This is a genomic window from Streptomyces qinglanensis (assembly GCF_900111245.1).
In the GTDB taxonomy this organism is placed as follows: Bacteria; Actinomycetota; Actinomycetes; order Streptomycetales; family Streptomycetaceae; genus Streptomyces; species Streptomyces qinglanensis.
Genome location: NZ_FOGO01000004.1, coordinates 2,496 through 27,300, shown reverse-complemented (window position 1 = coordinate 27,300; position 24,805 = coordinate 2,496). Strand labels below are relative to the sequence as shown.

The 24,805-nt window shown below is 73.3% G+C and carries 20 protein-coding genes; 1 reads left to right on the top strand and 19 read right to left on the bottom strand.

Going from position 1 to position 24,805, the window contains the following annotated elements; all coding sequences use genetic code 11:
• Position 1 precedes the first annotated feature (1 nt).
• The 13 genes from BMX65_RS09960 to BMX65_RS09900 all read right to left on the bottom strand — a co-directional run bounded on the left by BMX65_RS09960 (position 2) and on the right by BMX65_RS09900 (position 14,270).
• Positions 2–1,480 carry a hypothetical protein gene (locus tag BMX65_RS09960; RefSeq protein WP_074999859.1) on the bottom strand — a complete coding sequence of 493 codons (1,479 nt, stop codon included), beginning with the start codon at positions 1,478–1,480 and terminating at the stop codon, positions 2–4.
• On the bottom strand, positions 1,477–2,127 hold the full coding sequence (locus tag BMX65_RS09955; protein WP_074999858.1) for a 4Fe-4S single cluster domain-containing protein: 651 nt from the start codon (positions 2,125–2,127) through the stop codon (positions 1,477–1,479). Before BMX65_RS09955 ends, BMX65_RS09960 begins: the two co-directional genes overlap by 4 nt.
• The gene (locus BMX65_RS09950) at positions 2,124–3,233 is read right to left on the bottom strand and encodes a hypothetical protein (protein ID WP_074999857.1); all 1,110 of its coding nucleotides are present in this window, start codon (positions 3,231–3,233) and stop codon (positions 2,124–2,126) included. Before BMX65_RS09950 ends, BMX65_RS09955 begins: the two co-directional genes overlap by 4 nt.
• Entirely contained in the window at positions 3,230–4,303 is a 1,074-nt protein-coding gene (locus tag BMX65_RS09945) for a protein phosphatase 2C domain-containing protein (RefSeq protein ID WP_074999856.1), read from the bottom strand. The genes BMX65_RS09950 and BMX65_RS09945 overlap by 4 nt, the downstream gene beginning before the upstream one ends.
• Positions 4,300–5,070 carry a vWA domain-containing protein gene (locus tag BMX65_RS09940; protein ID WP_074999855.1) on the bottom strand — a complete coding sequence of 257 codons (771 nt, stop codon included), beginning with the start codon at positions 5,068–5,070 and terminating at the stop codon, positions 4,300–4,302. Before BMX65_RS09940 ends, BMX65_RS09945 begins: the two co-directional genes overlap by 4 nt.
• Positions 5,067–5,315 carry a hypothetical protein gene (locus tag BMX65_RS09935; RefSeq protein ID WP_239501946.1) on the bottom strand — a complete coding sequence of 83 codons (249 nt, stop codon included), beginning with the start codon at positions 5,313–5,315 and terminating at the stop codon, positions 5,067–5,069. The genes BMX65_RS09940 and BMX65_RS09935 overlap by 4 nt, the downstream gene beginning before the upstream one ends.
• 140 nt (positions 5,316–5,455) lie before the next feature.
• A complete protein-coding gene (locus BMX65_RS09930; RefSeq protein WP_074999853.1) occupies positions 5,456–6,577 on the bottom strand; it encodes a macro domain-containing protein in 1,122 nt (373 codons plus the stop codon).
• 100 nt (positions 6,578–6,677) lie between these two features.
• Complete coding sequence (locus tag BMX65_RS09925; RefSeq protein WP_074999852.1) at positions 6,678–7,355, bottom strand: RES family NAD+ phosphorylase; 678 nt, start codon at positions 7,353–7,355, stop codon at positions 6,678–6,680.
• On the bottom strand, positions 7,355–8,113 hold the full coding sequence (locus BMX65_RS09920) for a hypothetical protein (RefSeq protein ID WP_074999851.1): 759 nt from the start codon (positions 8,111–8,113) through the stop codon (positions 7,355–7,357). The genes BMX65_RS09925 and BMX65_RS09920 overlap by 1 nt, the downstream gene beginning before the upstream one ends.
• Positions 8,106–11,945 (bottom strand): CHAT domain-containing protein, encoded by a 3,840-nt coding sequence (locus tag BMX65_RS09915; protein WP_074999850.1) that lies wholly within the window; start codon positions 11,943–11,945, stop codon positions 8,106–8,108. Before BMX65_RS09915 ends, BMX65_RS09920 begins: the two co-directional genes overlap by 8 nt.
• A gap of 109 nt (positions 11,946–12,054) precedes the next feature.
• Complete coding sequence (locus BMX65_RS09910) at positions 12,055–12,597, bottom strand: hypothetical protein (protein ID WP_177214228.1); 543 nt, start codon at positions 12,595–12,597, stop codon at positions 12,055–12,057.
• Positions 12,598–12,745: 148 nt separating this feature from the next.
• The gene (locus BMX65_RS09905) at positions 12,746–14,035 is read right to left on the bottom strand and encodes a condensation domain-containing protein (protein WP_074999849.1); all 1,290 of its coding nucleotides are present in this window, start codon (positions 14,033–14,035) and stop codon (positions 12,746–12,748) included.
• Positions 14,036–14,072: 37 nt separating this feature from the next.
• Positions 14,073–14,270, bottom strand: coding sequence for a hypothetical protein (locus BMX65_RS09900; RefSeq protein ID WP_162637646.1), 198 nt, complete (start codon positions 14,268–14,270; stop codon positions 14,073–14,075).
• Between the two features lie 261 nt (positions 14,271–14,531).
• Between BMX65_RS09900 and BMX65_RS09895 the strand changes: the two genes are divergently transcribed.
• Positions 14,532–16,037 carry an amino acid adenylation domain-containing protein gene (locus BMX65_RS09895; protein ID WP_079171801.1) on the top strand — a complete coding sequence of 502 codons (1,506 nt, stop codon included), beginning with the start codon at positions 14,532–14,534 and terminating at the stop codon, positions 16,035–16,037.
• A gap of 191 nt (positions 16,038–16,228) precedes the next feature.
• Here BMX65_RS09895 and sbnA read toward each other — a convergent pair whose 3' ends face one another.
• The 6 genes from sbnA to BMX65_RS09865 all read right to left on the bottom strand — a co-directional run.
• Positions 16,229–17,236: a 2,3-diaminopropionate biosynthesis protein SbnA gene (sbnA, locus tag BMX65_RS09890; RefSeq protein ID WP_075000259.1), complete on the bottom strand. Its 1,008-nt coding sequence runs from the start codon at positions 17,234–17,236 to the stop codon at positions 16,229–16,231.
• 15 nt (positions 17,237–17,251) lie between these two features.
• Positions 17,252–18,307 carry a 2,3-diaminopropionate biosynthesis protein SbnB gene (gene sbnB, locus BMX65_RS09885; RefSeq protein WP_074999846.1) on the bottom strand — a complete coding sequence of 352 codons (1,056 nt, stop codon included), beginning with the start codon at positions 18,305–18,307 and terminating at the stop codon, positions 17,252–17,254.
• A 61-nt stretch (positions 18,308–18,368) separates the two neighbouring features.
• Positions 18,369–19,409 (bottom strand): TauD/TfdA family dioxygenase, encoded by a 1,041-nt coding sequence (locus BMX65_RS09880; RefSeq protein ID WP_074999845.1) that lies wholly within the window; start codon positions 19,407–19,409, stop codon positions 18,369–18,371.
• Positions 19,406–22,006, bottom strand: coding sequence for a non-ribosomal peptide synthetase (locus BMX65_RS09875; RefSeq protein ID WP_074999844.1), 2,601 nt, complete (start codon positions 22,004–22,006; stop codon positions 19,406–19,408). The genes BMX65_RS09880 and BMX65_RS09875 overlap by 4 nt, the downstream gene beginning before the upstream one ends.
• 89 nt (positions 22,007–22,095) lie before the next feature.
• A complete protein-coding gene (locus BMX65_RS09870) occupies positions 22,096–22,314 on the bottom strand; it encodes an MbtH family protein (RefSeq protein ID WP_074999843.1) in 219 nt (72 codons plus the stop codon).
• 86 nt (positions 22,315–22,400) lie between these two features.
• Positions 22,401–24,805: AMP-binding protein (locus BMX65_RS09865; RefSeq protein ID WP_143081841.1), on the bottom strand; the 2,405-nt coding region annotated here is incomplete at its 5' end.

Sequence of the window (24,805 nt, the reverse complement as noted above, 5' to 3'; positions counted from 1 at the left end):
CTCACCCGCGCCGCACCTGCCCCGCGCCCGGCAGCGACCGGGTGTGCCCTCTCGGGGGTTTGCCCTGCCAGGTGAGTTCGCCCGGGAGGAAGCCGTCCCGCTCGCCGATCGCCTCGTGCACCCGCTCCAGCAGATCCTCGGTGCGGTCGCAGACCGCGCCCTCCGCCACCGGGCCCAGCGTCACGTCGGGCTCGCCCTCGACGTGATAGACGAGCACGGGGGTGCCGTCGGCTTCCGTGGCGACCGTCGCCCCGTACCGCGCCCCGCTGGGCCGCTCGAAACGGAGCACGAAGGCCGCGCCCTGCTCGCTGCCGTCGGTGAAGGTGAATCCCTCCTCGCACATGGCGTCCTGCAGCGCCTCGGCGAGGTCGCTGCGCCGGGTGAAGGCCAACTGGAGTTCGTCCAGCCGGGCCTCGGCCTCGGGCAGCAGCCGCTCCAGGGTGCCGACCGCCTCGAGCGCTTCCTCGGCCGCCTCCCCGCCGAGTGCGCCCGTGACGGCGTGCAGGGCCTGCTCGACGCGGTCGGCGAGGTCCGGATCCGCCAGTTCGCGGGCCTCCGCCGCCACGGCTTCGGCGGAGCCGCGCACGACGCCCAGCCGGTCGGCCGCCTCGACGAGCACCGCCGCACGGCTCTCCTGCGCGGCCTCCTGTGCGGCCTCTTGTGCGGCTTCCTTTGCTTCCTTTGCTTCCTCTGCTTTCTCGGCCGCCCGCGCCGCGGCGCGCTCCTCCTCGCCGCGCCGCTCCTCCGCTGCCCGCAGCCGCTCCTCGTCGTCGTGGTGCTGCGCGGTGCCGGCATGGCGGGTGAGCGCGTGCTCCACCGTGCCGAGCAGCGCGGCGAAGCGCGTTTCCGCGCCCGCTCCCGCCGCAGCACGCAGTTGGCCGAGCAGTTCGGTGCAGTTCTGCCGACCCCCCGGGTCGTGGGCCGCGCCGTCCGGTCCGATCGCGGCCAGTCGCTGTTCGAGTCCCGCCAGGACGGCGTCGTACCCGGTGCCCGGCTGCGGGGCGTCCCCGGGGCTGCTCAGCAGAACGAGGCGGCCGCGCAGTTCCTCGATCGGCCCGTCGAGCTGCTCCCCCCGGCCCACCTCCTCCCGCAACTGGGCCAACCTGTCCTCGATCGCCGCGAGTTCGGCGGCCGGTGCGTCCGGTTCGGCCGTCCGCACCCGCGTGAGCAGGGCGTTCACCTCGTCGAGGCGGCGGGAGCCGGCAGCGACCTGCTCCTGGCGCATCCGGGAGGCGTGCGCCTCCTGCTCCGCGGCCCGCCGGTCCGCCGCCTCCCGCTGTCTGCGCTCGAGGTCCGCCTGCGCCCGCTCCCGGCGCTCCGTCCGCTCGCGGGCCCGGCGGGCCGCGAGTTCGGCACGCTCCCTGGCGCGCTGCTCCTGCCGGGTGCGACGCTCGGCCTCGCGCCGGGCACGTCGTTGCGCCTCGCGCCGCGCGTAGGCGGAAGCGACCGACACGGTGCTGTACTTCGGTGATCCACTCATGTGTCCCTCCGGGCCTGGGTGTGCAGCACGAAGCCGCGCTCCGCGAGGTGCGCCTCGAGTCCCGCGCGGAAGCCGGGGGTCGGCGGCACCCCGGCCCAGGAGAGCGCGCCTCCGGGCTCCACGGACACCTCGATCCCGGCGCCGGTGTCGGGTTCGGAACGCAGGTCGGGGTAGCGGTCGGTGAGCGCGACGAGGCGCTGGTTCGAGGAGCCCCGCCAGCGCAGGCTGCCGTGCAGGGCCGCCACGTAGGGTCCGTCGACGAGGAGATCGAGGCGCCGCAGCAGGGCGCGCCGGTCGGCCCCGCCCCTGCGCAGGGCCTCGTATCGGAGGCCCGAGTAGGCCATCGCGCTGAAATCGGGGCGTCGCGCGCGGACCGCGTCGAGCAGTGCCGCCAGCCCGGCCGCCTGGCTGAAGGGCTCTCCTCCGGAGAGGGTGACGCCCTCCACGTCGGGCAGCCCGCACAGCCAGTCGGCGAGTTCGGGAACGGTCCGGTCGGTGCCCCCCTCGAAGGGCAGTGTCTCGGCCGCGACGCACCCCCGGCAGCGCAGCGGGCAGCCCTGCACCCAGAGCACGGCGCGGGTCCCCGGGCCGAGGACGGTGCAGCGGTCCAGCGTCCGGGCCACCGAGAGCCGGATCACCTCCGTCATCTGCCGTCCCTCCTTCCGTGCGCCGCGTTCCGCTGCTGTCCGGTCCCGGCCGGGCCGTCGGCGGGCGGGCCGCCTCGCCCCGCCCGGTCTCCGGAACGGTCCGTGACCCGGTCCTCCAGGTCGCACCAGGGGCACCACGGGCGCTCGACCGTGTGCACGTGCCCGGCGTCGACCGGGCACGTCCGCAGCCGTCCGGGGGCCGCCTCGGCCGCCAGCGCCTCGGCCCACACGGCCGCCGGGGGGCGCACTCCGCCGAACGCCGCCCGGAGCAGTTCCCGGAGCCGCCGCGGCAGCAGGTCGGCAGGCGGGGCGGACAGCGGCAGCACGACCGACAGCCGATCCAGCAGACGGCAGCGTCCCCGCAGGACGTTGTCGTCGTAGGAGCGGTAGTCGGCGCCGTCGGCGGGGTACCCGGCGAACGGATGCAGGCCGTCGGCCAGCAGTTGGTGGACCAGAATGGCGAGGACGAAGTCGTCCGAGGCGCTGTCCGGTGGCGTGCCGGCGGGTGCGCCGATCCGCTCGGGGGCCGTGTAGCCGGGGGTGCTCATCCGTCCGGGGAACACCTCGGCGCCGTCCCGGAACTGCCAGGAGTCCACATCCGCGACACCGACTCCGCCCCGGTCGTCGACCCAGAGGTTGTCGGGCTTGAGATCGCCCACCACATAGCCCTCGGCCTGCAGATCGGCGAGGAGCCGGGCGAGTGAGCAGGCGGCGGCGAGCGCGGTCGTCCAGGTCGCGCCCGGCAGGAAGTGCCGGCGGGCGGCGGGGAAGAGCAGGTGCGCCAGCGGCCGGTAGGCGTGGCGCATGTCGGTCATCAGATAGCCGTCGGCGCCGGCGTCCCGGGTGCGCACCAGCACCATCGGCCAGGCGGCCCGCGGGGGCGTCGGGGCCAGCAGCCGGACCGTGCGCGGCTCGCGGCGCTGCCTGACCAGCCGCGCGAGGCGGCGCCGGTAGGCGGCCGGATCCGGCGGGTCCGGGACGAGTTTGGCCACCAGGGGCCGGTCGTCCTCGACGCCGTAGACCACTCCTTCCGAGCCGCTGCCGATCCGCTCGGTGAGGCGCCACGCGTGCCCCGCGGAGGACACCACCGTGAGAGACACCGTCACCACCCGTCCGTCAGGGCGCACAGCACCGTCAGATCGTCGCCGGTACGCGCTGCCTCCGGGCCGGAGAGCAGTGCTCGGAGGGGTTCGGCGTCGCCGCCGTTGGCGCGGAGGGTCGCCGCGAGTCCGCAGAAGAACCGCTCCGAGGGCAGCGGACCGGCCTGCGGCGGGAGCGCACGGGCCGAGGGGTGGTCGAGGGTCAGCGCCGTACAGCCGTCGGTGGCCAGGACCACTCCGGTCAGTTCCGGCTCCCATACGGCGAACGACCGCACCCGCAGCGCGGCGCCGGGCGAGGAGAGGAAGACCGGGCCGGGACCGCCGGGGCCGGGCGGCGGGAGGACGAGGTGGCACCGCTCGGCGGCCCCCGGTGGCGGCCCGCCGGACCCGGGCGGTGGCACGGGGGACTCGGGCTGCGGCACCGGGGACTCGGTCGGCGGCACCGGGGACTCGGTCGGCGGCCCGCTGCGCTCGGGGAACCGCCCGTCGGGCGCGATCGGCGGCTCGGGCTCGGCCGCCCCGCGGGTCAGCACGGTGCCGAAGCAGTCGCCGACCGCGACGAACACGACCCAGGGCGGGCGGAGGACGGCCGCGGCCACCGTGGCGGCCAGCGCTCCGGTGTCCACCGGGAGCGTGGCGGGCCCCGGAGATGCCTCCGGCAGCCCGGAGGGTTGCGGGAGTGTCCCGGGCACCCTGGAGGGTTGCGGGAGTGTCCCGGGCAGCCCGGCGGGTTCCGGGGGCTCGGCCCGCCCGGATCGTGCCGGGGGCCCGGCCGCGCGCAGTATCCCTTCGACGGCCCGCAGATGGTCGGCCACCAGCCGTGCGCCGCGCGCGGCGGCCCATCCCGTCCACGCCGCGGGAGGCTCGTGCGGGCCGGGGATCTCTGCGGCCAGCACCCGGCAGGCCGTGTCCACGGCGAGGTGTGCTCCGAGCGCGCTGCGCTCCCTGCTGCCGGCGCCGTCCGCCACGGCGAGCACCACCGCGTCGCCCAGGTCGGCCGCCCGGAACGCGTCCTGGCAGTCCTGTCCGGCGGCCAGATGGCCGGTGCCCTGCACACTGGCCCCCGCGACGATCACAGGTGCTTCTCCTCGAGCAGCCGCATCCGCTCCTGCCGCTTCATCTCGGCCGACACCTGCTCGTGGATGTCGTCGACGGCCGCGAAGGCTCCGATGACGTCCGAGCTCCGGAACATGGACTCCAGGATCTGCCCGAAGTCCAGGCCCTCGAGTCTCCGCGCCCCTTTGGGCGCGAGAGCCCCGAGCAGTTCCAGGTCTGCGCCCCGCACTCCGATCGCCTGGAGGACGCATTCGCCCCGCCCCTCCCCGTCGCGCACCTTCCGCGCCGTGGCGGCGACAGTCGCGGGGTCCGCGCGGCGGCCGTGCGCGTCGCTGGGTGCTCCGTCCGTCAGGACCCACAGGAACGGCCGCCGCACCTGCACCCGCTGTGCCTGCAGCGTCCGGTACCGGTCGCGGGCCAGGGCCAGGGCGGCCTCCACGGCCTCGGTGAGCCGGGTGAGCCCGGACGCCTCCAGGTGCGGCGGGCTCAGCTCGTCGACCGGCACGAAGAGCCGGTCGGCCGGGGCCTCCTCGACGGGAACGAGGTCGCCCCGCGCGGGGTCGAGGACGCGCACCCGCGAGTCGAAGGTGATCAGGCAGAGCTCCACCCGGGCGCGCAGGCGCAGTTTCACCCGCACACCGTCGAACAGGTGGACGAGCGCCGCGTTGAGCTCGTCGATCCGCGGACTCTCCGCCGGCCGCGCCATGGAGGCCGAGGTGTCGAGGAGCAGCACGACGGGTTGCCGCTCGTCGTAGCTCTCCGCGGGCCCGAAGCCGGGTGTGCTCATCCGCGGACACCCCCGTCCTCCTCCTGCACCGCCGGGGCGGACCCGGCGGGCGCGGCCCGGTACGCGACGAGCCGTCGCCGCTCCGTGTCGTACCCCACGACGACCTCCGTTCCCGCGGGTGTCCCGGGGTCGTCCGGAAGCATCCGCAGCAGCACGCCCTCGACCAGTACGTAGGTGTCGGGAGCCGGCCAGGTCACGGTCCGGCCCGGCGCCCCGTGAGCCCATTCCGCCATCCCGCCGCCCATCCGCGAAGCCTAGATGATCAACCGTCAAAAAAACGTGTTCCAGGGGAACTTCGTGCGGGAGGGCACCCCCCGGCGCGCCCTCCCGCACACATCCTCCGCACCGGCTCACGCGGCGCGGGATGCACTCCCATTCCACCGGGTCATCCGGTCGCCCGCCGGTCGTGCGCCGGGCGGATCCCGGCCGGAAGCCGCTCCACCAGCGCCGCCGCCTCCGGCGAACGCACCACGAAGTGGATGTCCCAGTCCGCGCCGCGAGCCGCGTCCGCCTCCACCGCGGCCCACACAGCAGCCAGACTGACGCCGTACGACAGCCCGCCGCGCCCCGAGCCGAGCAGCGGGAAGCACACCGAACGGAGCGGCGGATCGAAGCGGTCGTGCTCCTCCGCCAGAACCGCGAGCGCCCGGGACACGGCCCGGGTGACATCGGACTGCAGCACGTCGTAGTCGTTGGTCCCGGCCCGCGGGACGGCGACCGCCGCGTGGTAGATCCGCCGCACCCCCTGTCCGGTCAGCGCCCCCGCGCCGGTGGCGGCCACCGTGCCGGGCAGCACCGCGCGCCCCGCGGCACCGTGCCGGGACGCCCAGCCGAGCAGTTCGTCGTGGAGCGGGTCCGCCAACAGGTCCCCGGTCACCCCGTGCACGGCGGCCGCCCGGCGCAGCGACGCGGCGACGGAGGACTTGAAGCGCTCGGGCAGCGCGAGGTGGACGTTGACCGGGGAGACGACCGCGTCCACATCGCGCAGCAGGTCCACGGGGTGCACATGGAGGGTCAGCGCCACGGTCCGGCCGCCGGCCGCGACCCGTACCGACCGGTGCGTGCCGGAGCCGTCTCCCACCCCCGCGGCCCGGGCCGCGGGGGCGCCGGCAGCCCCGGCGGCCGGCTGGCTCACGAGGCGCACGATGTGCTCGGCGACCTGGCCGAGGACCATCACCTCGTGGTCCTTGCGGAACCGCTCGATGCTCACCCCGTACACCAAGGCCGCCCTGGCGCGGCGGGAGGCCGCGGGCCAGTCGCGGGTGCCCTGCGCCAGCCCCAGGGTGTACTCGGCGGCGGTGCGCAGGGTACCGGCGTCCAGCCGCGCCACGGCGAGCCGGAGCAGCTCCTCGACAGCGGCGCCAGGGGTGCGGGCCCCGGTCGCCGCCATCGCCGCGGCCGACTCCAGCGCAGGCAGCGTGCGTCCCCGCAACCGGACCAGTCCCGCACGCCGAACTTCCTTCAAGTCGGAGTGAAGTGACGCCTCATCAGGCGCGGTCGATGCCATACGCCCACCATGCACCGGGCGTCAGCCGCTCACAAGGCTGATCGGTGCTTCCGCGGCCACCGCCTCGGCTCGGCATTCCCGGACGGACGGGGAACCTGCGTCACCTCCCCACCGGTTCGGAGATCCGCGCCCGGAGGGGTTCGAGCAGGCGGTTGGCCGCGGCGACACCGTCGGCGGACTCCAGGGCCGCAATACCACCGTCCGGCGCGGCCTCCAGCGGCTTGCCGTCCCAGTGGGCGAACCGGTCGTGGAAGAGCACCAGCGCGTGCTGCGGCCGGTGGTGCCGCGACTGCCAGACCAGCCCCATGGCGCCCGGCGCCTGCGCCCGGATCTCACTCGCCCAGCGCCTGGCCGGGACGTAGTTGCGCTCGTCCTCCAGAAGCGTGGCGTCCTGGCAGACCGCGGCCAGGTCCTCCGACTCGACCAGCGAGACCAGGTTCAGCTCGCACCTGGTCCGCACGGCGCTCAACGAACGGCCCCGGACCGCGGCGTAGGGAATGAGCCGCAGGCCCGCGGGCGGTTCGAAGGGACGCGAGCGCAGCACGCTCTCGGCGAGCGCCGTGGTCGGGGTGTCGGCAAGGTACAGGCAGTGGTACGGGTCCAGCGACGTGCCGTCGAAGCGGTTGCCCCTCCGGAACTCGAAGGGGTCGGCGAGCGTCGGGTTGAACGCGTCCGGGGCCCGGCGCACGCTGTGCACCCGCCACAGCAGGGTGCCCGCCGGGAGCACGCGGTGGTTGGGGCGCAGTTGCAGCGGCGTCATGGGGAAGAGGCCGCCCATCAGTCCTCCTCCACCAGCGCGGTGGCCGCACCGACCAGTTCCCGGTCGGGCAGGCGGCCCAGCAGCGAGGCGGGCGCACCGCCGAGCCAGGTGTTGCCCTCCAGCCACCAGGCCGCAGCGCCCCAGGGGTCGATGTCCGCGAGCAGCAGCCGGTTGACCTCCAGGACGACCTCGTGCGGGGCGCCGTGGCCCGCGGGGAACTGGAACGCCGGGTAGTGCTCGCGCCCCAGCGGATCGGAGAGCCTGATCAGTTCGGAGGGCGGCGCCGCTCCCCCGCAGCGGGCCCGCGCCTCGTCCGCCGGGAGGGCCGGTGCGCGCAGCAGCCGCTCGTGGGCGCCGAGGAGGCTTCCGGGGCCCGGATCGGGGTCGGTACCGCCCGTACCGGGGTCGGCGCCGGGGCCGGTGGCGGAACCGGCCGGCGCGGAACCCGTCAGCAGAGCTGCCAGCTCCCGTGCGTCCACCACGGTCGCCGATCCCGGCGGCACCCCCGCCAGCCGGTCGGAGTCCAGCGCGAGGTGCACCGGATGGTCGTAGGGCAGCGGCAGCCGCGTCAGAAGCACGCGCACGCCCTGGAAGGCCCTGCCCACCGCCCGGTCATCGTCCGCCGCGGTGCCCGCGAGGGCTTCCAACCGGGCGAGCAGCAGCGCGTACTGCTCCTCGCCGAGCGCCGCGCGGACATCCTCCCGGTGCTCACCGACCAGCACCAGCAGACGTTGCGCCGGAGCGCCGGGCCGGTCACCCGCGCCCTCGTCACTCATCCCCTCCCCCTCCTCTTCCTGCTCCTCTTCCTGCGTCCGGCACCGTGCGCCCCGGGCCCGGGTGCCCCTGGTGGATGAAGGCGGCCCAGAAGCGGGCCCGGTCCAGATCGGGTCGCTCCATCTGCCGCAGCAGCGGGCCGCGGAGCGAGCCCGGGTTCTTCCGGTCCGGGTCGAGCATCCACAGCTGCGCGGCCCTGAGCGCGTCGGCGGGGCCGAGCCCGTCGACGGTCACGTAGTGGTGGAAGACGGCCATCAGCAGCGCCGACACGGCGTCGTCGGTCCGCCACCGCGAGCCCACGACGTCCCGCGCCCCGCCCGAGACGAACGCCGTCGTGAGGGTCAGCGCCTCGTCGTGGTCGCGGGTGCTCAGATCGGTCTGGCAGGCGCTCAGCACCACCAGCGGTGCCCCGTCACCGGCGCCCGCCCGGGTGGCGTACGCGCGGTCGGCGCCGCCTCGCGCGGAAGGCCGGTCCAGCAGCCGGGTCACGGTCAGCATGCCGGGGTCCGGCCCGTTCCCCGGCGCGGCCCCGTCCGCTGCCGGGGCCCCGGTGCCCTCGGGGGCGGCGAGGTGTAGGGCCGAGACCGTGGGGCGGGTGCCCGCCGACCCGTGGGAGGCGACGTGGAGCAGCGACGCCCCGTCGGCGAGAAGCGCGAGCACGTCCTCGGGCGTGCCGGGGAGCAGTTCCTCCTCCGGCAGCTCGAAGATCCCCCCGCACATCCGCGCTTCCCGGTAGAAGGCGTCCCGCAACGCCATGACCTCGACTTCCGCGTGCGCCAGGTCCATGCCCGGGTCGGCCAGCAGCACCGGCGCCGCCGCCGGATCCCGCGGCGCGCGGCGCACCGAGCGCAGGAACTCGCCGCCGGACGCCGCATAGCTGACCACCGTCGTCCGGCACAGGTGCTCCCGGCCGGCCGCGCCCTCGCGGCTCGCGGCGTGCCAGGGGACGATGCCGAGCCGTCCGCAGGGCACCAGGACGATCCGGAGCAGTCCGTCCCTCCGCGGCCCCTCCGCCACCGGCCGTTCCTCGGCCTCCCGTTCCTCGGCCGGCCGTTCCTCCGCCAGCCCTGCGCGCACCCCGCCGAGGACAGGGCCGAGCACCTGGTGGGCCCAGTCGCAGAGCGCCGCGAGGGCCTCGTCCCAGGTCTGCTCGGCGGACGGGTCGGCGGAGCGCCCGCTCCCCGCGGCGGCGTCGCGGGCCGCGGTGGCGTCGAGGTAGTTCTCCAGCGGGCCGGATCCGGCACCGGACAGCAGCGGCGCAACCCCCACCGCGGCGCCGAGCCGGGGCGCCACGACGAGGACCACGCCGGGGTTCTCGCCTTCGCCGGGGACGAGGTAGAGCAGCGCGTCTGCGCCGCTGTCCGCGATCCCGTCCGAGAGCGCGCTCAGCGACGGGGTGCCGAGCAGACCGTCCTCGTCCCGGTAGCCCAGCGCCTCCAGAGCCTGGCGGCGCAGCGTGCTCGGCATCCGGCCCGGTACCCCGCCCTCGTCGGCCTCGGTGCCCTCGCCGCACCCGTCGTTCTCCTCTGCGTTCCCGGCCGCACCTCGGGCCACCCGCCACTGCTCGGCGAGCGCGTGGTGCCCCGCCGCTTCGAGCAGTTCGGGGACCGCGGAGGACGTGGACGCCGCGTGCAGCACCAGCGCCCGGCCCAGTTCCAGCACGGCGACCGCCTCGTGCAGCCGCCCCTGGGAAGCCGCCCACAGCGCGGCCTGCACACCCCTGTTCGCACCGGAGCGGGCCGCCAGCAGCCCGTGCTCGGCACCGGCCTGGAGGAGGACGTCGGCGGCGAGCGCGGTCAGCGCCTCCTTGGCCGCCTCCAGCGCCGCGATGTCGGTCACATCGTCCTTGAGGACTCCGCGTTCGCGGTACGCCTGGGCCAGCTCCCACAGCGCGTCGGCGGCGATGCGCGGGGCCCTCCCCTCCCTGACCCGGTCGCGGACCCGCTCCAGTTGGCCGATCAGCGCGTCGAGGAGGGCGGGGTCGCGGGTGAGGGAGAAGCGCAGGGCCAGGTCGAGCGCGGCGGTGTGCAGTTCCTCCGGTGCGGCGTCGGGGGGCGCGGGAACGTGCTCGTGCACCGGCGCGGGGCCGCCGCCGAGACCCGCGCGGAGCAGGTCGAGGTCCGGGAGGGGCGGCAGCGGCAGTGGCAGCTCGTCGGCGAACGGGAGGGCGCTCATCCCCGCGTGCCCCGCCTCGATGTGCGGCAGCGCACGCAGCACCGTCGTCCTGTCCCCGGTGACGATGCCGAGTCTGGCGACGGCCGCGCCCAGGGCCCACAGGACGGCGAACCGGAACGGCTCGTCCTCCGGGACGGACTCCTCCAGTGCCTCGGCCTCGGCCACCAGTTCCCGGAGCGTGTGGACGTCCTCCGTCTCCCCCGCCGCCATGACCCGGGTGTACAGCGCGAACGCACGACCCCAGACAGCCGGGTCCCCGACTCCGGCGGGCAGCGCGCCTGCGAGCGAGCTGAGGTGGTCGACGACGGTGGCCAGATGGGCGCGCCCCGCCGAGGTGTCCTCGTGGGTGCCGCCGACGCCGGGAGAGATGTTGAGCAGCAGCGCCCGCAGGCTCTCCAGCGCGTCGGCCGGGTCCGGGCCGGGAGGCGGCTGGTCCTGCACTGCGCGCAGCCGCCGGAGCAGGGCATCGAGTGCCTCGGGGTCGCTGCCCTTGAGCACGTCCTCCAGACCCCAGGTGGTGGCATGGACGGCGTCCATGGTGGCGGTGAGACGGCGGATGTCGTCCGGTGTGAGCCCGGGGCCCGGAGGCGGAGGCGGACCGCTCGGAGGCGGGACGCTGTCCGGGGACGGTCCCGGGGGCGGCCCCGCGGGTGGGGGCGGGCCGGGTTCCGTGGCCGCCCCGGCCGCGTCGGTCCGCTCCGCCGACAGGGGCGAGCCGGTACCCGGTGAAGCGCCGGAATGCCCGGGAGCCGCGCCCGGGTCGGGACGCGAGCCCGGTTCCGCTTCGGGACTCCGACCCTGCTCGGGGACCGCGTCCGGCTCGGGGGCCACCTCCGAGCCGGAGGCCGCGTCCGGCTCGGAGGCCGGATCGGGCCCGGGAGCCGGGTCCGGTCCGCGGTCCTGGCCTGGCCCGGGGCCGGCCGGCTCGCGGTCCGGAGGTCCGGGCGGGGCCGCGGAAGCGGTGCTGCTGCCGGCGGAGCCCCCGGGCGCGTTGAAAGCGTTCTCCATCGTCTGCCGCATCTGCTCCGCGAACGGCGAACCCGCGGGCGTCATGGTCGCGAGCAGGTCGGAGAGCGACGGTCCCGACGGGGCGGTGGTGGCGCGGTGCATCTGCCGTAGCTGTGCCAGAAAGTCCTCCGGCAGCGGCAGTTCGAGCACCTCTTCGGTCAGCGTCTGGAGCTCCGCCGCGGTCTGCACCATTCCGGCGGGGCCGGTCCGGGCCGCCCACGCGGCGTAAGCGGAGAGGTCGGGTGCGCCGCCCGAGGCGCCCGGCTGCATCTGCAGCGGTGACACGAGCGGCAGCAGGAAGAACGCCGCCCAGCGGCGGTCCTCCTCGCCCGCCGCCGCGCCCTGCTCCGTCGCGCGGTCCCGTGCGGCCCGCAGCAGCGCCTCGGCACGCTCCCGGTCCCGCGGCCCGCCGGACCCGGCGAGACTCCGCGCGGCCAGCGCACCTCCGAGCCAGACACGCACCGTGCTGCGCAGACCGGGATCGTGGTCCAGCAGCCCTGCCAGTTCCTCGAGTTCGGCGACCGACGCGTCGTACGCGCCCGACGGCACGGCACCGCCCCGCACGGCGGGCAGCAGCCGCTTGGCCCGCTCGGCGGCGTCGGCCGCCCAGGCGCGCAGTCCCGCGACGCCACCGGTCTCCTCGCCGTTCACGGGCAGCCCGCCTCTCCTGGATCTCGACAGACGTGGGACCTCTCGTTCGAGCCACCGCCACTATGCCGATCCGCGGGCGCAGTTGCGACACGATCCCGCGCTTTCACGCTCAACGCCCGCAATCCGACCGGGAGACGCCCAGTTCGGCGCGCATCTCGCGGCGCGCCTGCCGCAGTCGGCCCCACAGCGCGTCGATCCGCCGCTGGGCCGCGGACGGGGAGTCCCCGTCCCGCGGTACGCCCTCGTCCAGGCGCCGGACGGTGCCGTAGACCGCGCCCAGGTCGCGGCTGAGGTCGCCCGCGATGTCGAGCACCCGCTCCGGCACCCGCATCTGGGCCTCGGCGTACACGTCCCGGTACTGGTCGCGGGCCTCGGTCAGCCGCTGCCGGGCGGAGGCCAGATCCGCGGTACGCCCCAGCGCGTGCAACTGGTCGGTGAGTGCGGCCAGGTACTGCCGCGCGGAGGTGTTCAGCGCCACGTAGCAGGACCGCAGCTCCTGCGCCTGGCTGCGGTGCTGCCACAGCTCCTCGGCGCGGTCCTGCTCGCGGCGGCGGCTGCGGTCGGCCGCGCGCTGGGTCAGCAGCGCCGACAGCAGCGTCCCGACGACTCCGACGGCCGCGACCACGGGCGCGGTCGCACCCTCGATCTCCATCCCGGCTCCCTCCGCCGCCTGCGGTCGCCCGCAAGCGAAGCAGCGGACCCGACCGCGGTGAACCCCCGGGCCGGACATCGCCCGGTCTCCGCCCCGCGGCCGCCCACCGGACCGGGCGGGGTCGGCTGCCCGGCAGTTCGGGGCGGGGTCAGGGCGCTGCGGGTGCGTGGTCCAGCAGACCGGTGACCGAGCGGAGCAGGGTGACGATGTCCTCCAGGTGCCGGGACAGTTGAGCGCGGTCGTAGAGCTCGGCGTTGCCGTCCAGGGCGATCTGCAGGCCGCGGCCGTCCATCCGGTCGTAGACGTTGATCGTCAGGTCCTCGACCGGGCCGGAGCACAGGGTGTGCACGGTGGCGGGGCGGCCCGCGTAGTCGCCGTGGTAGTTGAAGGACATGATGTTGACGTCGGGACCGAACTGTTTCCTCCCTTCGGGGAGTCCGGGCAGCTCGCGGACCAGGTGCTCCTGCGGGTAGCGCTGGTGCCGGAGCGCTTCCTCCAGACGCAGCGAGGTCTGGGCGACCACGTCGGCGAAGGGCGTGTCCGGGCCGAACGAGAGCCGCAGGGGCACCACGTTGGTCACCATCCCGGGCACCCTGCGCAGCATTGGTTCCGTCCGGGCGGTCACCGGCAGGCCGACGACCGGTTCCCGGACGCCGGTGGCCTGCTGCAACCGCACGGCGACCGCGGCGACGACCACCTCGGGCCAGGTCACGTCGAGTGCGCGGGCCGCAGCGCGCAGGACGTCGAACTCCGCGGGGGTGAGGTGACCGCTCTCGCGCAGCGAGGCCCGGGAGGCAGTGGGCCGCCAGTCGGTGAAGGCGGCCGCCTCGGTCTGTCCGGCGAGCCGGTCCAGCCAGAACTCGCGGTCGCGCGCGTACTCCTCGGACTCCTGGTAGGCGAGGTCCGAGGCGATGACCTGCTCCAAGGTGCCCGGCGGACGCGGCCTGCGGGCCCGACCGGTCACCAGGGCCGAGTAGACGTCGGCCACGTGGGAGGCGATCAGGGCCAGGCCGAAGCCGTCGAGGACGATGTGGTGGGCCGCGCGGTACCACAGGGTGCGCTCGGCCCCCAGCGTGAACAGCGCCCAGGTGACGAGAGGCCCCTCGGCGAGGTCGTACTCCTTGGCCAGGTCCTGCCGCATCCACCGCTCGGCGGCCTGCCGGGGATCGGGTTCGCCGCTGACGTCGATGCGGTGCAGCGGTGTCTCGACGGTGTCGTCGAGATACTGGCAGAGCCCCTCGGCACCGATGTCGAACCGTGCGCGCAGCGCCGGGGTCGCCGCCACGACCTCGCGGAGCGCCTGCTGGAGGAGGTCCGGGTCCACCGGCCCGGCGATGTCGCAGTACTCCCCGATGTTGAAGGACCTGTCCTCCGGGTCGAGCTGCTGCGCCATCCAGACTCCGGTCTGGGCCGAGGACAGCGCCAGTTGTGCAGCCATCAGTCATCCTCTCCCCGCCCGCCGAGCGGGACGGTCCCTACGCCGCATCGTGCGGAGCGGCCGGCTCGGGCTCGGTACGCCCGGCACGCAACTCGGTGACGAACGCGCAGATCGAGTCGAGGCTGTGGAACCTCTCCCCCACAGCGCTGCCGGTGGGCAGGACCACCTCGAAGCGCTTCTCGACGAAATTTCCGAGCCGGGCCACGGAGAGGGAATCGAGAATCCCCCATTCCAACAGCGGAGTATCTCCCTCCACTTCCCCTTGTCCTTTGAGGACGCTGTCCTCCACATATCCCTTGACAGCCTCGAAAACCTCATTGTCCCGCACGCGGACCCCCGAGTTCGCATCAGTTCTTCGCCGGAACCACCGCCCGACTCACCGTCACGCTACTATGCTGGCGGATGCTACTGAGCCGCCGGAAAACCTGTCAAGGTTCGCAGGATTTGACCAAATCCTCCCGGCTGTGCGGGCCAAGAGATACGGAGACGTACCGTGATGCTCCACCACCTCGTGCAGGACGCAGCCCGAAATACCCCGGACGCCACTGCCGTGGTCGGTCCGGACGGCGCAGCGACGTATGGATATCTGGACGCCTGGGCCGATGCGCTCGCCCTGGAACTCGCCGGCCTCGGCGTGAGCCGCGGGGACCGGGTCGGAATATGGCTCGACAAATCCACGGCCGCCGTCACCGTGATGCAGGCCGTGCTGCGGCTGGGCGCCGCCTATGTTCCGCTCGATCCGCAGGCGCCGCCGCGCCGCACGGCGAAGCTGCTGGCCGACTTCGCGCCCCGGGCCCTGGTGGCACCGCCGGAGCGGGAAGCGTCACTGGCGGAGTTCGGCACCGCTCCGGCGACCCTGCGCCGCTGGCCGGACGGCTCCCCCTGGGACCGTCTGCCCGCCGGTCCGCCGCCCGCGCCGGACCGGGCCCTCCCCCCGCCCACCGGCACCGGCGACGACCTCGCCTTCATCCTCTACACCTCCGGGTCGACCGGCGAACCCAAGGGTGTGTGCCACAGCCACAACAGCGCATGGGCCTTTGTCTCCTGGGCGGCCGAGACCCAGAAAGCACAGGCAGCGGACCGGTACTCCAATCACGCTCCATTCCATTTCGACCTGTCCGTCAACGATATCTACGTGCCGTTCTCGGTCGGTGCTTCCGTGCACCTGGTGCCGCAGGAGACCGCATATTCGGCGAAGGGCCTGGCACAGTTTCTTCTGGACCACCGGATAACCGTCTGGTATTCGGTTCCCGCAGCTCTCATGCTGATGATGCGGCACGGTGGCCTACTGGACACCCCCGTGCCTTCGCTCCGCTTTCTGCTGTTCGCCGGAGAGGTCTTCCCCATCGGTCCGCTGCGGGAGCTGCGCGCCCACCTCCCGTACTGCCGGTTCATGAATCTCTACGGCCCGGCCGAGACCATCATCAGCACCGGCCACGAGGTCGAGGAGATCGACCCGGACCGCATTCTTCCGGTACCCATCGGCACCGGCGCGTGCGGAAACTCCGTGACCGTTCTCCGGCCGGACGGCAGCCGGGCCGGGGCCGGTGAGGAAGGCGAGATCGTTGTCACCGGTCCGAGTGTGATGCTCGGCTACTGGGGTCGCCCGGCGGTGACCGACCGTACCTATGCGACCGGCGATCTCGCCCAGGTGCTGGAGGACGGCAGCCTGCAGTTCGTCGGCCGCCGGGACAGCATGGTGAAGGTGCGCGGCAACCGCATCGAACTGAGCGAGATCGAGGCGGTGCTGCAGAGCCACGAGGGGGTGGCGGATGCCGCGGTCCAGGTGGCGGGCAGCGGCATCGACGTCCGCATCGTCGCGCACGTGGTGCCCGCGGCGGAGCCCGCGCCGTCTCTCATCGAGCTGAAGCGCCACTGCGCGCAGCAGCTCCCGCGGCACTCGATCGTCGACAGCGTCCACCACCTGGCGTCGCTGCCCCGCAATCCCAACGGCAAGGTCGACCGCAGGCTGTTGGCGGCCCGGGCCGACGAGCGCGGCTGAGCCCCGGCGGCAGCCGGACCGGCGCGGGGCCCGCGCCTCGCGCCACCTGCCGGCCGGTGCACCGGGTTCCGCCGGTGCTCCCGGGTCAGCCGCTGCGATGCGGGCCGGACCGGCCGGCCCCGGAGTGCTTCCGCCGGGCCCGGCGGTGCACAGCGTCCACCGCCGGGCCCGGACGGATCGGCCGGTGCCGCTCATCGGGCCGGGAACTCGGCCAGCGGCAGACCGTCCAGCGCGGAGTCCTCCTCGGCGAACGCGGCGACCCCGTACACGGCCTGCACCCAGGAGTTGCGGTAGACCGTGTCCAGGTAGCGCTCGCCCAGGTCCGGTGAGATCGCCACGGCCGTCACCTCGGCTCCCGGCCGGTGGGCGGCGAGCCACCGCTGCGCACCGGCGACGACCGTCCCGGTCGAGCCGCCGAACAGGAATCCCGCCGAGGCCAGCCTGCGGCAGGCGCGCACCGTCTCCGGTTCCGGCACCATCACCACGTCGTCGACGTAGGAGGCATCCAGGAGCTGCGGGCGCACGCCCGCGCCGAGCCCCGGGATCAGCCGCGTCCGGGGCGCACCGCCGAAGGTCACCGATCCGACGGTGTCGACCGCCACGACGGTCACCGGGCGTCCCGACTCGCGGAAGTAGCGGGCGCACCCCATCAGGGTGCCCGTGGTACCGGCGCCGACGAAGAGCACGTCGAGGTCGGGGAACTGCTCGGCGATCGCGGGGGCCGTGGTCCGGTGGTGGGCGATCCAGTTGTGTGCGTTCGTGTACTGGTTCAGCCACACGTAGCGCGGGTCGGAGGCGCACAGGTCCCGGACGTACTCCAGCCGCGCGCCCAGGAAGCCGCCTTCCGCGTCCGGCCGGTTCACGGAGTACACCTCGGTTCCCATCGCCTCCATCAGCCGGCGTGTGCTCTGGTTGCACCGGGCGTCGGTCACGCAGAGGAACCGGTAGCCGGCGTTCGCGGCGATCATGCTGAGCGCCACGCCCAGGTTGCCCGAGGAGGACTCGACCAGGACGGAGTCCTCCGTCAGCAGCCCGGACTCCTCGGCCTGCGCCACCATGGCCGCGGCGGCCTTGAGTTTGACGGAACCGGCGAAGTTGAACCCCTCGCACTTCAGATGGAGCGCGCTTCCCAGAAGCGGCCGCAGATCGATGTAGAGGTCCTCGGTGTTGAAGTCCTGCGGTGCACTGATCACCGGCAACGTGGCCACCCCGCCCTAAGCGTGTTCATCGTCGGCCCCGACGTCTCCGTAGCGGCTGGTCTCGTGGAAGAAGCCGTCGACGACGCCCAGTTCACCCCGCTCGCAGACGGTGTCGTAGACGTGCTTGCTCACCGCGAGGTCGAGCACGCCCAGCCCGAACGGCGAGAAGATCACGGGGCGGTCGGCAGGCACCCGCACCCGGTCCGTCATCACGTCGAAGAGCGTCCCGTCCAGGAAGTCCCGGTGGCCCACCTGCTGTTCGGCCAAGTGCGGTGAGGTGTCCGCCTTCAGACAGTGTTCGACGTCGTCGACGATGTTGGCCGACTGCAGCACGATCTCCGGCGCCAGGTCGCGCAGCGAGACGTGCAGCACCACCGGGTTGTGCGAGAACCACGAGGGGTCGTCGATGTGCGGGACTCCCGCCACCGTCGCGAGCACCACCAGGTCGCTGGAGCCGATCAGCTCCTCGCCCGTCCCGTGCACGGTGACCCGACCGCCGCCGCCCGACCGTTCCAGGTAGGAGCGGAAGCCGTCCGCGTGCTCGGGGCTGAGGTCGTGTACGCCCACCTCGTCGAACGACCAGCCGGCGGCGTGCAGATAGGTGTGGATGTAGCGGGCGATGAAGCCGGTGCCGAAGAATCCGACGCGCCGCGGCCGCCTCCGCCCCCTGGTCAGCCAGTCCGCGGCCAGGGCTGCCGAGGCCGCGGTGCGCGCGGCGCTGATGATGGAGCTCTCCATGCAGGCGATCGGGTAGCCGGTCTCCTGGTCGTTGAGGATCGCGACGGCGGAGGCGCGGGGGATCCCGGCCTCGATGTTCTGCGGAAAGCTGGATATCCACTTCATCCCGTCGACCCGGGTCCGCCCGCCGACGGACGCGGGCAGCGCGATGATGCGCGAGGCGGGCCGGTCGGGGAAACGCAGGAAGTACGAGGGCGGGTTGACCGTGTCTCCCTCACCGTGCAACCGGTAGGTGTCCTCGATCAGCTCGATGAGCGGCCGCTCCTGCCCGGTGAGTACCTGATGGACCTGCGAGCCGGGGATGACGGCGAAAGGAGGGATCTGGGCGTTCATGACGAAGCGCGGCTCCGTTCTCGGAGAGGGTCGGAGAGGGGGTGCAGGTGCGGCCGACAGCTCAGGAAGCGGTGTCGGGCAGATGTGTGGGGGCGCAGTCGGCGAGGCGCACCGGGGCGCCCAGGACCATGCCGACCTCGCGCGATCCGGAGTAGGGCTCGCGGCTGTGCGCCATGCGGATGTTGTCGACCAGGAGGACGTCTCCGGCCTGCCACGGCTCACGCACCGTCGCCGCCTCGTACACTTCGTTGATGGCCTCCACGACATCCGCCCCGATGGCCGGCCCGTCGCCGTACCGGCTGTTGAACGGCAGTCCGTCCGCGCCGAACTGCGCCACCAGGTACTCCCGCACCGCCGGATCCATGGTCCACTCGTTGAGGAACGCGATCTGGTTGAACCAGACCCGGCGCCCGGTCCGAGGATGCCGGATCACCGCCGAGCGACGCTGACTGGTCCGCAGTCCGCCGTCCGGCTGCCAGTCGTGGGCGATGCCGTTGGCCCGGCAGTACTTCTCCGCGGCCGCCCGGTCGGGCGCGCCCAACGCCTCCGTCCAGGGGACTCCGACCAGGTCGTTGTAGGAACGCGTCAGCGACCAGCCGACCTCCGTGAAGCGCTCCACGACCTCCGGGGGCAGGGCCGCGAGCACGGCTTCGGCGTCAGCGAGTCCGGTGACGCCGCCGGTGGCCGGAGGCGTGAAACATCCCATGAGCAGCAGCCGAGGGAACTCCAGGGCGTAGCTCAACTCGTGGTGCATGCACATCGGCTGGTCCGGCGGCCACTCCAGGGACGAGAAGACCGGCCCGCCCAGCGGACGGCGGCGCGCGAACGCCTCCGTCTGGGTCAGATGCCGTCCCAGCAGCCGCTCGCCGATCCGGCCGAGAGCTGCCGCGTCCCGCGCCTCCAGACCGCGGATCAGCACGGCACCGTGGCGGAGCACGGCCGCCTCCAGTGACTGTGCGCGCTCGCCGATCCAGTCCTGGAGCGCGTCGGCCCCCACAGGCTTGCCGACCTGCAGGATCGGGGGCTTGCCGGGAGTCAGTTCCAGGCCGAGACCGTCGGCGGGCTGCTGGGCAGTCGGCGTCGGTGCGGACGGCTGCGTCATGCGCTCTGTTCCTTCCCCTGATGCGTGTGCTCGTCCATGACCCTGGCCAGCTCGGCCAGGACAGGGTTGTTGACGATGTCCTCGAGGGAGGCGGTGCCGCCGCTCTCGACTCCGAGGCGGACCGCCGACAGCGAGGTGCCGCCGGATTCGAAGAAGTGCTGCCCCCGGGTGATCTCCGCGACCGGGATGTTCAGCACCCGCGCCCACTGCTCGGCCAGCCGCCGCTCCGTCGCCGTCCGGGGCGCGGAGTCGCCGCCGGATGCGGCGGGCTCCGCGGTGCGGGACGCGGCCTCGCCCGCCTCCCGGGCCAGCGCCTTCTTGTCGATCTTGCCGTTGCCGGTGAGCGGCAGGGCCTCCCGGTGGTGGTAGATCCGCGGCACCATGTACGCGGGCAGGGCCCCGCCGAGGACCTTGCGCACCTCGTCCACGGACAGCGGAAGGTCCGCGGCGTAGAAGGCCGCCAGATGCTTCTCCCCGTCGGTTCCCTCCACGACGACGACCGCGGAGTCCCGCACGCCGGGCACGCGCAGCAGGTGGTTCTCGATCTCGCCGATCTCGATGCGGAAGCCGCGGATCTTGGTCTGTGAGTCCCGCCTGCCCAGGAACTCCAGCGCGCCGTCGGGGAGCCGGCGGCCGATGTCCCCCGAGCGGTAGAGGCGCTCCCCGGGCCGGTGCGGATCGGTGCCGAAGGCGGCGGCCGTCCGCACCGGGTCGTTGATGTAGCCGCGGCCCACGCACACCCCGGAGAAGACGATCTCACCCGGCGCCCCGAGCGGGACCGGGACGAGCTGCTCGTCGACCACGTAGACCCGCACGTTGCGGACCGCGGGGCCGAGGGGCACCCGGTCGTGGGCGGGCACCCGGTCCATGACCGCGTGGTTGGTGTCGTCCGACGTCTCGGTCAGCCCGTAGGCGTTCACCAGTCCGATGTCGGGGAAGACCGCGAACCAGCGCTCGACCAGCTCCTTCTTCAGCGCCTCCCCGGTCGCGGAGACGACCCGCAGGCGGCCGAGCCCGCGTTGCCTCTCCTCCACCCAGGTGAGCATCACCTCCAGGTAGGAGGGGACGACCTGCAGCACCTCGACCCCGCCGTCGACCAGTGCTTCGACGTACCGCTCGATGTCGAGCACCTCCCGCTGCCCGACGATCAGCGTGCGAGCCCCCACCAGCAGCCCGCTCACGAGCTGCCACAGGGAGATGTCGAAGCACTGCGGCGCGGTCTGGGCGACCACCTGTCCGGCACCGATCTCCAAGTCCTCGATCTTGGCGAGGAGATGGTTGAGCATGCCCGCGTGCTCGCACATCGCGCCCTTCGGCTCCCCCGTCGAACCGGAGGTGAAGTAGATGTACGCGAGCTGTCCGGCACCGACGGGAACACCCGGATCGGTGTCCGCGCCCTCCCGCTCCTCCGCCAGAACGTCGTCGAGGTACAGGCGCCTCGGCACCTCGACGTCCGGCACCGGCTGACCGGAGGACCCGCGCGCGCCGGGATCCGCCGACGCCTGATCCAGGGTCGCGGTGCTGCCCGGCTCGGTGAGCACGAAGCGGCATGCGCTGCGGCCGAGCATGGCCGCGATCCGGTCGGCCGGGAAATGCGGCTCCACAGGGAGATACGCACCCCCCGCCTTGAGGACCCCGAGGACCGCGGCCATCCAGGGCAGATTCCGCTCGGTGACCACCGCCACCACGTCCTCGGGGCGCAGCCCGCGGGCGAGCAGCGCGTGGGCGATCCGGTTCGCCCGGCGGTTGAGTGCGTCATAGCTCCACTCCGTGCCGTCGTGCACGGCGGCGACGCGATCGGGGTGCTCGCGCACCCGCTCCTCGAACAGTTCATGCATCCGCCGGTCCGGCAGGGGACGCCGCGGCCCGGCCAGCCCGTCGATCTGCTGGGCGAGCTCCGCCGCGGACAACAGACTCTGCAAGTGATGCTCCGCCGTGGCGTCGGCGGTCATCGTCGCGAGGGCGGTGAGCAGGTATCCACCGACGCGCTCGGCGTAGGGGACATCGAGGACGTCGCTCCGGCCCAGCAGTCGCAGACGCCACCCGTCCCGCTCCGGGTGGACGACGACACGCAGAACGCAGGCACCCGGCAACCCGTCGTCGGCCGTCGGGTCGGCGCCCGCCCGGGCGGCGGGCGCCGCGGACGCGGAGGGGGCGCCGGCGGAGGGGAAGCCGTCGGAGAGGGCCGAGAGGTCGAGGACCACCTCGAATCCGGCGGCAGGAGCGGGCTGCTCCGGCCCCGACGACGGCATGGCGCGCTCGGCGGCGAGCACCAACTGCCGCCAATCGCCGTCCTCCACCAGCAGACCGCACGGCTCGGGAACGCCCCCGCCGGGAGCGACGAACCCGGTCAGGACGTCCCGCTCGCCGCAGAGAACAGCGAGGACCTTCGCGTGCGCGGCGAGGAGCACGGACTCGGTCCGCACCTGCAGCCGGTCGGCGAGTGCGCCGAGACGCCGGACCGTGTCGGCGGGAACCGGGCATTCGTACTCGGTCCTCGGCGTATCGGCACGCCACGGCTCACTCCTCCACCGCGGAACGGCCGAAGCGACCCCGGATCCGGGTGGTGTGCCGCCGGCCACTGTCGGTGTACCCATCGATTCCGTGCCCTTACCAGAGAGGTTGGTGACAGGTGGCGCTCTCCCGCTGAGAGCGCCACCAGAGGGTGCGGCCTTCAGCCGCCGCTTCAGGACTCCGCGGCGGTCATGGCCGCGATCAGACTGGCCGGGCGCATGTCCGTCCAGTTCTCCTCGACGTACGCGAGGCAGGCGTCCCTCGTGTCAGCCGACTTCGCGACGTTCCAGCCGCTGGGTACGTCGATGAACTCGGGCCACAGCGAGTGCTGTCCCTCGTCATTGACGAGAACGACGTAGGTGCCGTCGGGGTCCTCGAAGGGGTTGGTCATGACTGGTCCTCTTTCCATCTCGTGGCTCAGCCGGCATGAGCGGCTTGCTCTCACCCGGGTCGGCTCCGTCTGCCGCCGGGAATCCCTCAGGGCTTTCCGGTCGGTCGCGTCATGCGCCGCAGCGCCGGTCGCTTCCGCACCGGGGTGCGGGACGCCGTGCTCAAGTGCTCCGCCAGCCCGGCGACGGTGGGGGTCTCGAAAATCGTGCCGATCGCGACTTCCGCCTGCAGCTCGCTGCGGATGCGGCTGACCAGGCGCGTGGCCAGGAGGGAGTGGCCGCCGAGGTCGAAGAAGCTGTCGTCGATCCCGACCCGCTCCAGACCCAGCACCTCGGCGAACAGCCCGCACAGCGTCTCCTCCTGCGGAGTCCGTGCCTTGCGTCCACCCGCGCTCGCCGCATACTCGGGTGCGGGCAGCGCCTTGCGGTCCAGCTTCCCGTTCGGCGTGAGCGGCAGCCGGTCCAGCACCATCACCGCCGAGGGCACCATGTACTCCGGCAACCCCGCGGAAAGCCGCTCACGCGCCGCCTTCACCACCGCGCCGATCCCCCGCGCAGCCACCGGACTGTTCACCCACGGACCACCCGAAACAGCCGGCACATACACACCCGACAACGCTCCTTCGTCCCCGTCGTCCGGCAGCACGACCGCATCGAACAGCGCCACCGAGCGGGACGACCACGTCACCACCACCCGCCACCCCAGCTCAGCACCCCGAAGCACCAACTCCTCGGGATCCATCGCCCCACCGGCATCCCCGGAATCCAGGCCGTCCAGCCGACGTTCTGCGGCCATCTCACCAGCCAACCGCGCATTAGGAATGCCGGAAATCCGAACCGGCGACTGCACTTCGGCGATGTCGAACTCCGGCGTCCAGACATGCCGAGGCAGCTCAGCGACGTCCACGACCGCGGAGGGGGCCTTGTGCAGCACCACCTCATACCGGTGCCGTGTCAGCTCGTTGTGATAGCCACCCCGCTTGAGCCGCACATCCACAGCCCCCACACGGCCATCACCCCCGGCCAGCTCCGTGAAGAACTCCGGAGCCACCACCAACTCCTTCTCCAACAACACCGCACGATCCACCACCGCACGCGCCTGCACACCACGATCCCCATGCACCGCCGCATGCAAAGCACGCAACGACCCCGCATGCCGCACATCCCCCACCACCACACGACCACCCGGCACCAACAACTCCAGCGCCCGGTCCAACACCCGGGCCAGATACTCCCCGTCCGGGAAGTACTGCACCACCGAATTGATCACCACCGTGTCGAAATACCCCGAGGGAAGGTCCCCGGCCGCATCGGCCGCCTGGCACCGCAACCACACACGGTCCGCCAACCCCGCCCCGGCCACCTGACCACGAAGCCGCTCGATCACCGCACCCGACAGATCCGTACCCCAATACTCCCCAACCCCCCGCGCAAGATGACCCATCAGCAGACCAGACCCCACCCCGATCTCCAGAACCCGGCCACCACCGAAACCACGCACCCGCTCAACAACCGCATCCCGCCACGCCCGCATCTCACCAACCGGAATCGGCTCACCCGAATACGAACTGTCCCACCCCGCGAAATCCTCACCAAAATCACCCGACCCCACACCCGAATACACCGAGTCATAGATCTCCCGCCATTCGCCGACTTGGGCGTCCTCCTCGGAAGGCGTGTCTCGGGAGCTCTCGGCAGTTGTGGCGGCCGCCACCAGATCCGGCACGACGTACGCGGCCAGCCGTTGGTCCCCCGGCATGTCCTCGCGCGCCAGGACCACGGCTTGGCGGACGCCTTCGCAGCCGGTCAGAAGGGTCTCGATCTCGCCGGGCTCGATCCGGAACCCGCGCACCTTGACCTGCTCGTCCGCACGGCCCATGTACTCCAGTTGTCCATCCGCTCGCCAGCGGGCCAGGTCACCGGTCCGGTACATCCGCGTACCGGGCTCGAAGGGCGACGCCACGAATCGCTCCGCGGTCAGGTCCGCCCGCCCGACGTAGCCACGGGCCAGACCGGCGCCCGAAGCGTAGAGCTCACCGACGACCCCGGCAGGGACCGGTCGCAGTACCTCGTCCAGGACGTGGGCACGGGTGTTGGCGACCGGGCTCCCGATCGGCACCACGCCGTCGGAGAAGGTGTCGCTCATCGAGATCGCCACGGTCGACTCGGTCGGCCCGTAGGCGTTCACCAGGCGGCGCCCCCTCGACCAGCGCGCCACCAGTTCCGGCGGAGCCGCCTCGGCACCGACGACCACGCACGCGAACTCGGTCAGCTCCTCCTCGGAGCCCGCCGGAAGGGTGGCCAGTACCGAGGGCGGGATCAGCGCATGGGTGATGCGCTCGGCGGCCAGTACATCCCGCAGTGCCTCGCCCACCAGACGGGCGCTGTCGGGCACCACGACCGCGGCGCCGGCCGCGAAGGCGGCGACCAGTTCCCAGACTGCCGCGTCGAAGCTGGGTGAGGCGAACTGCAGGACTCGGCTGCGGGAGGTGG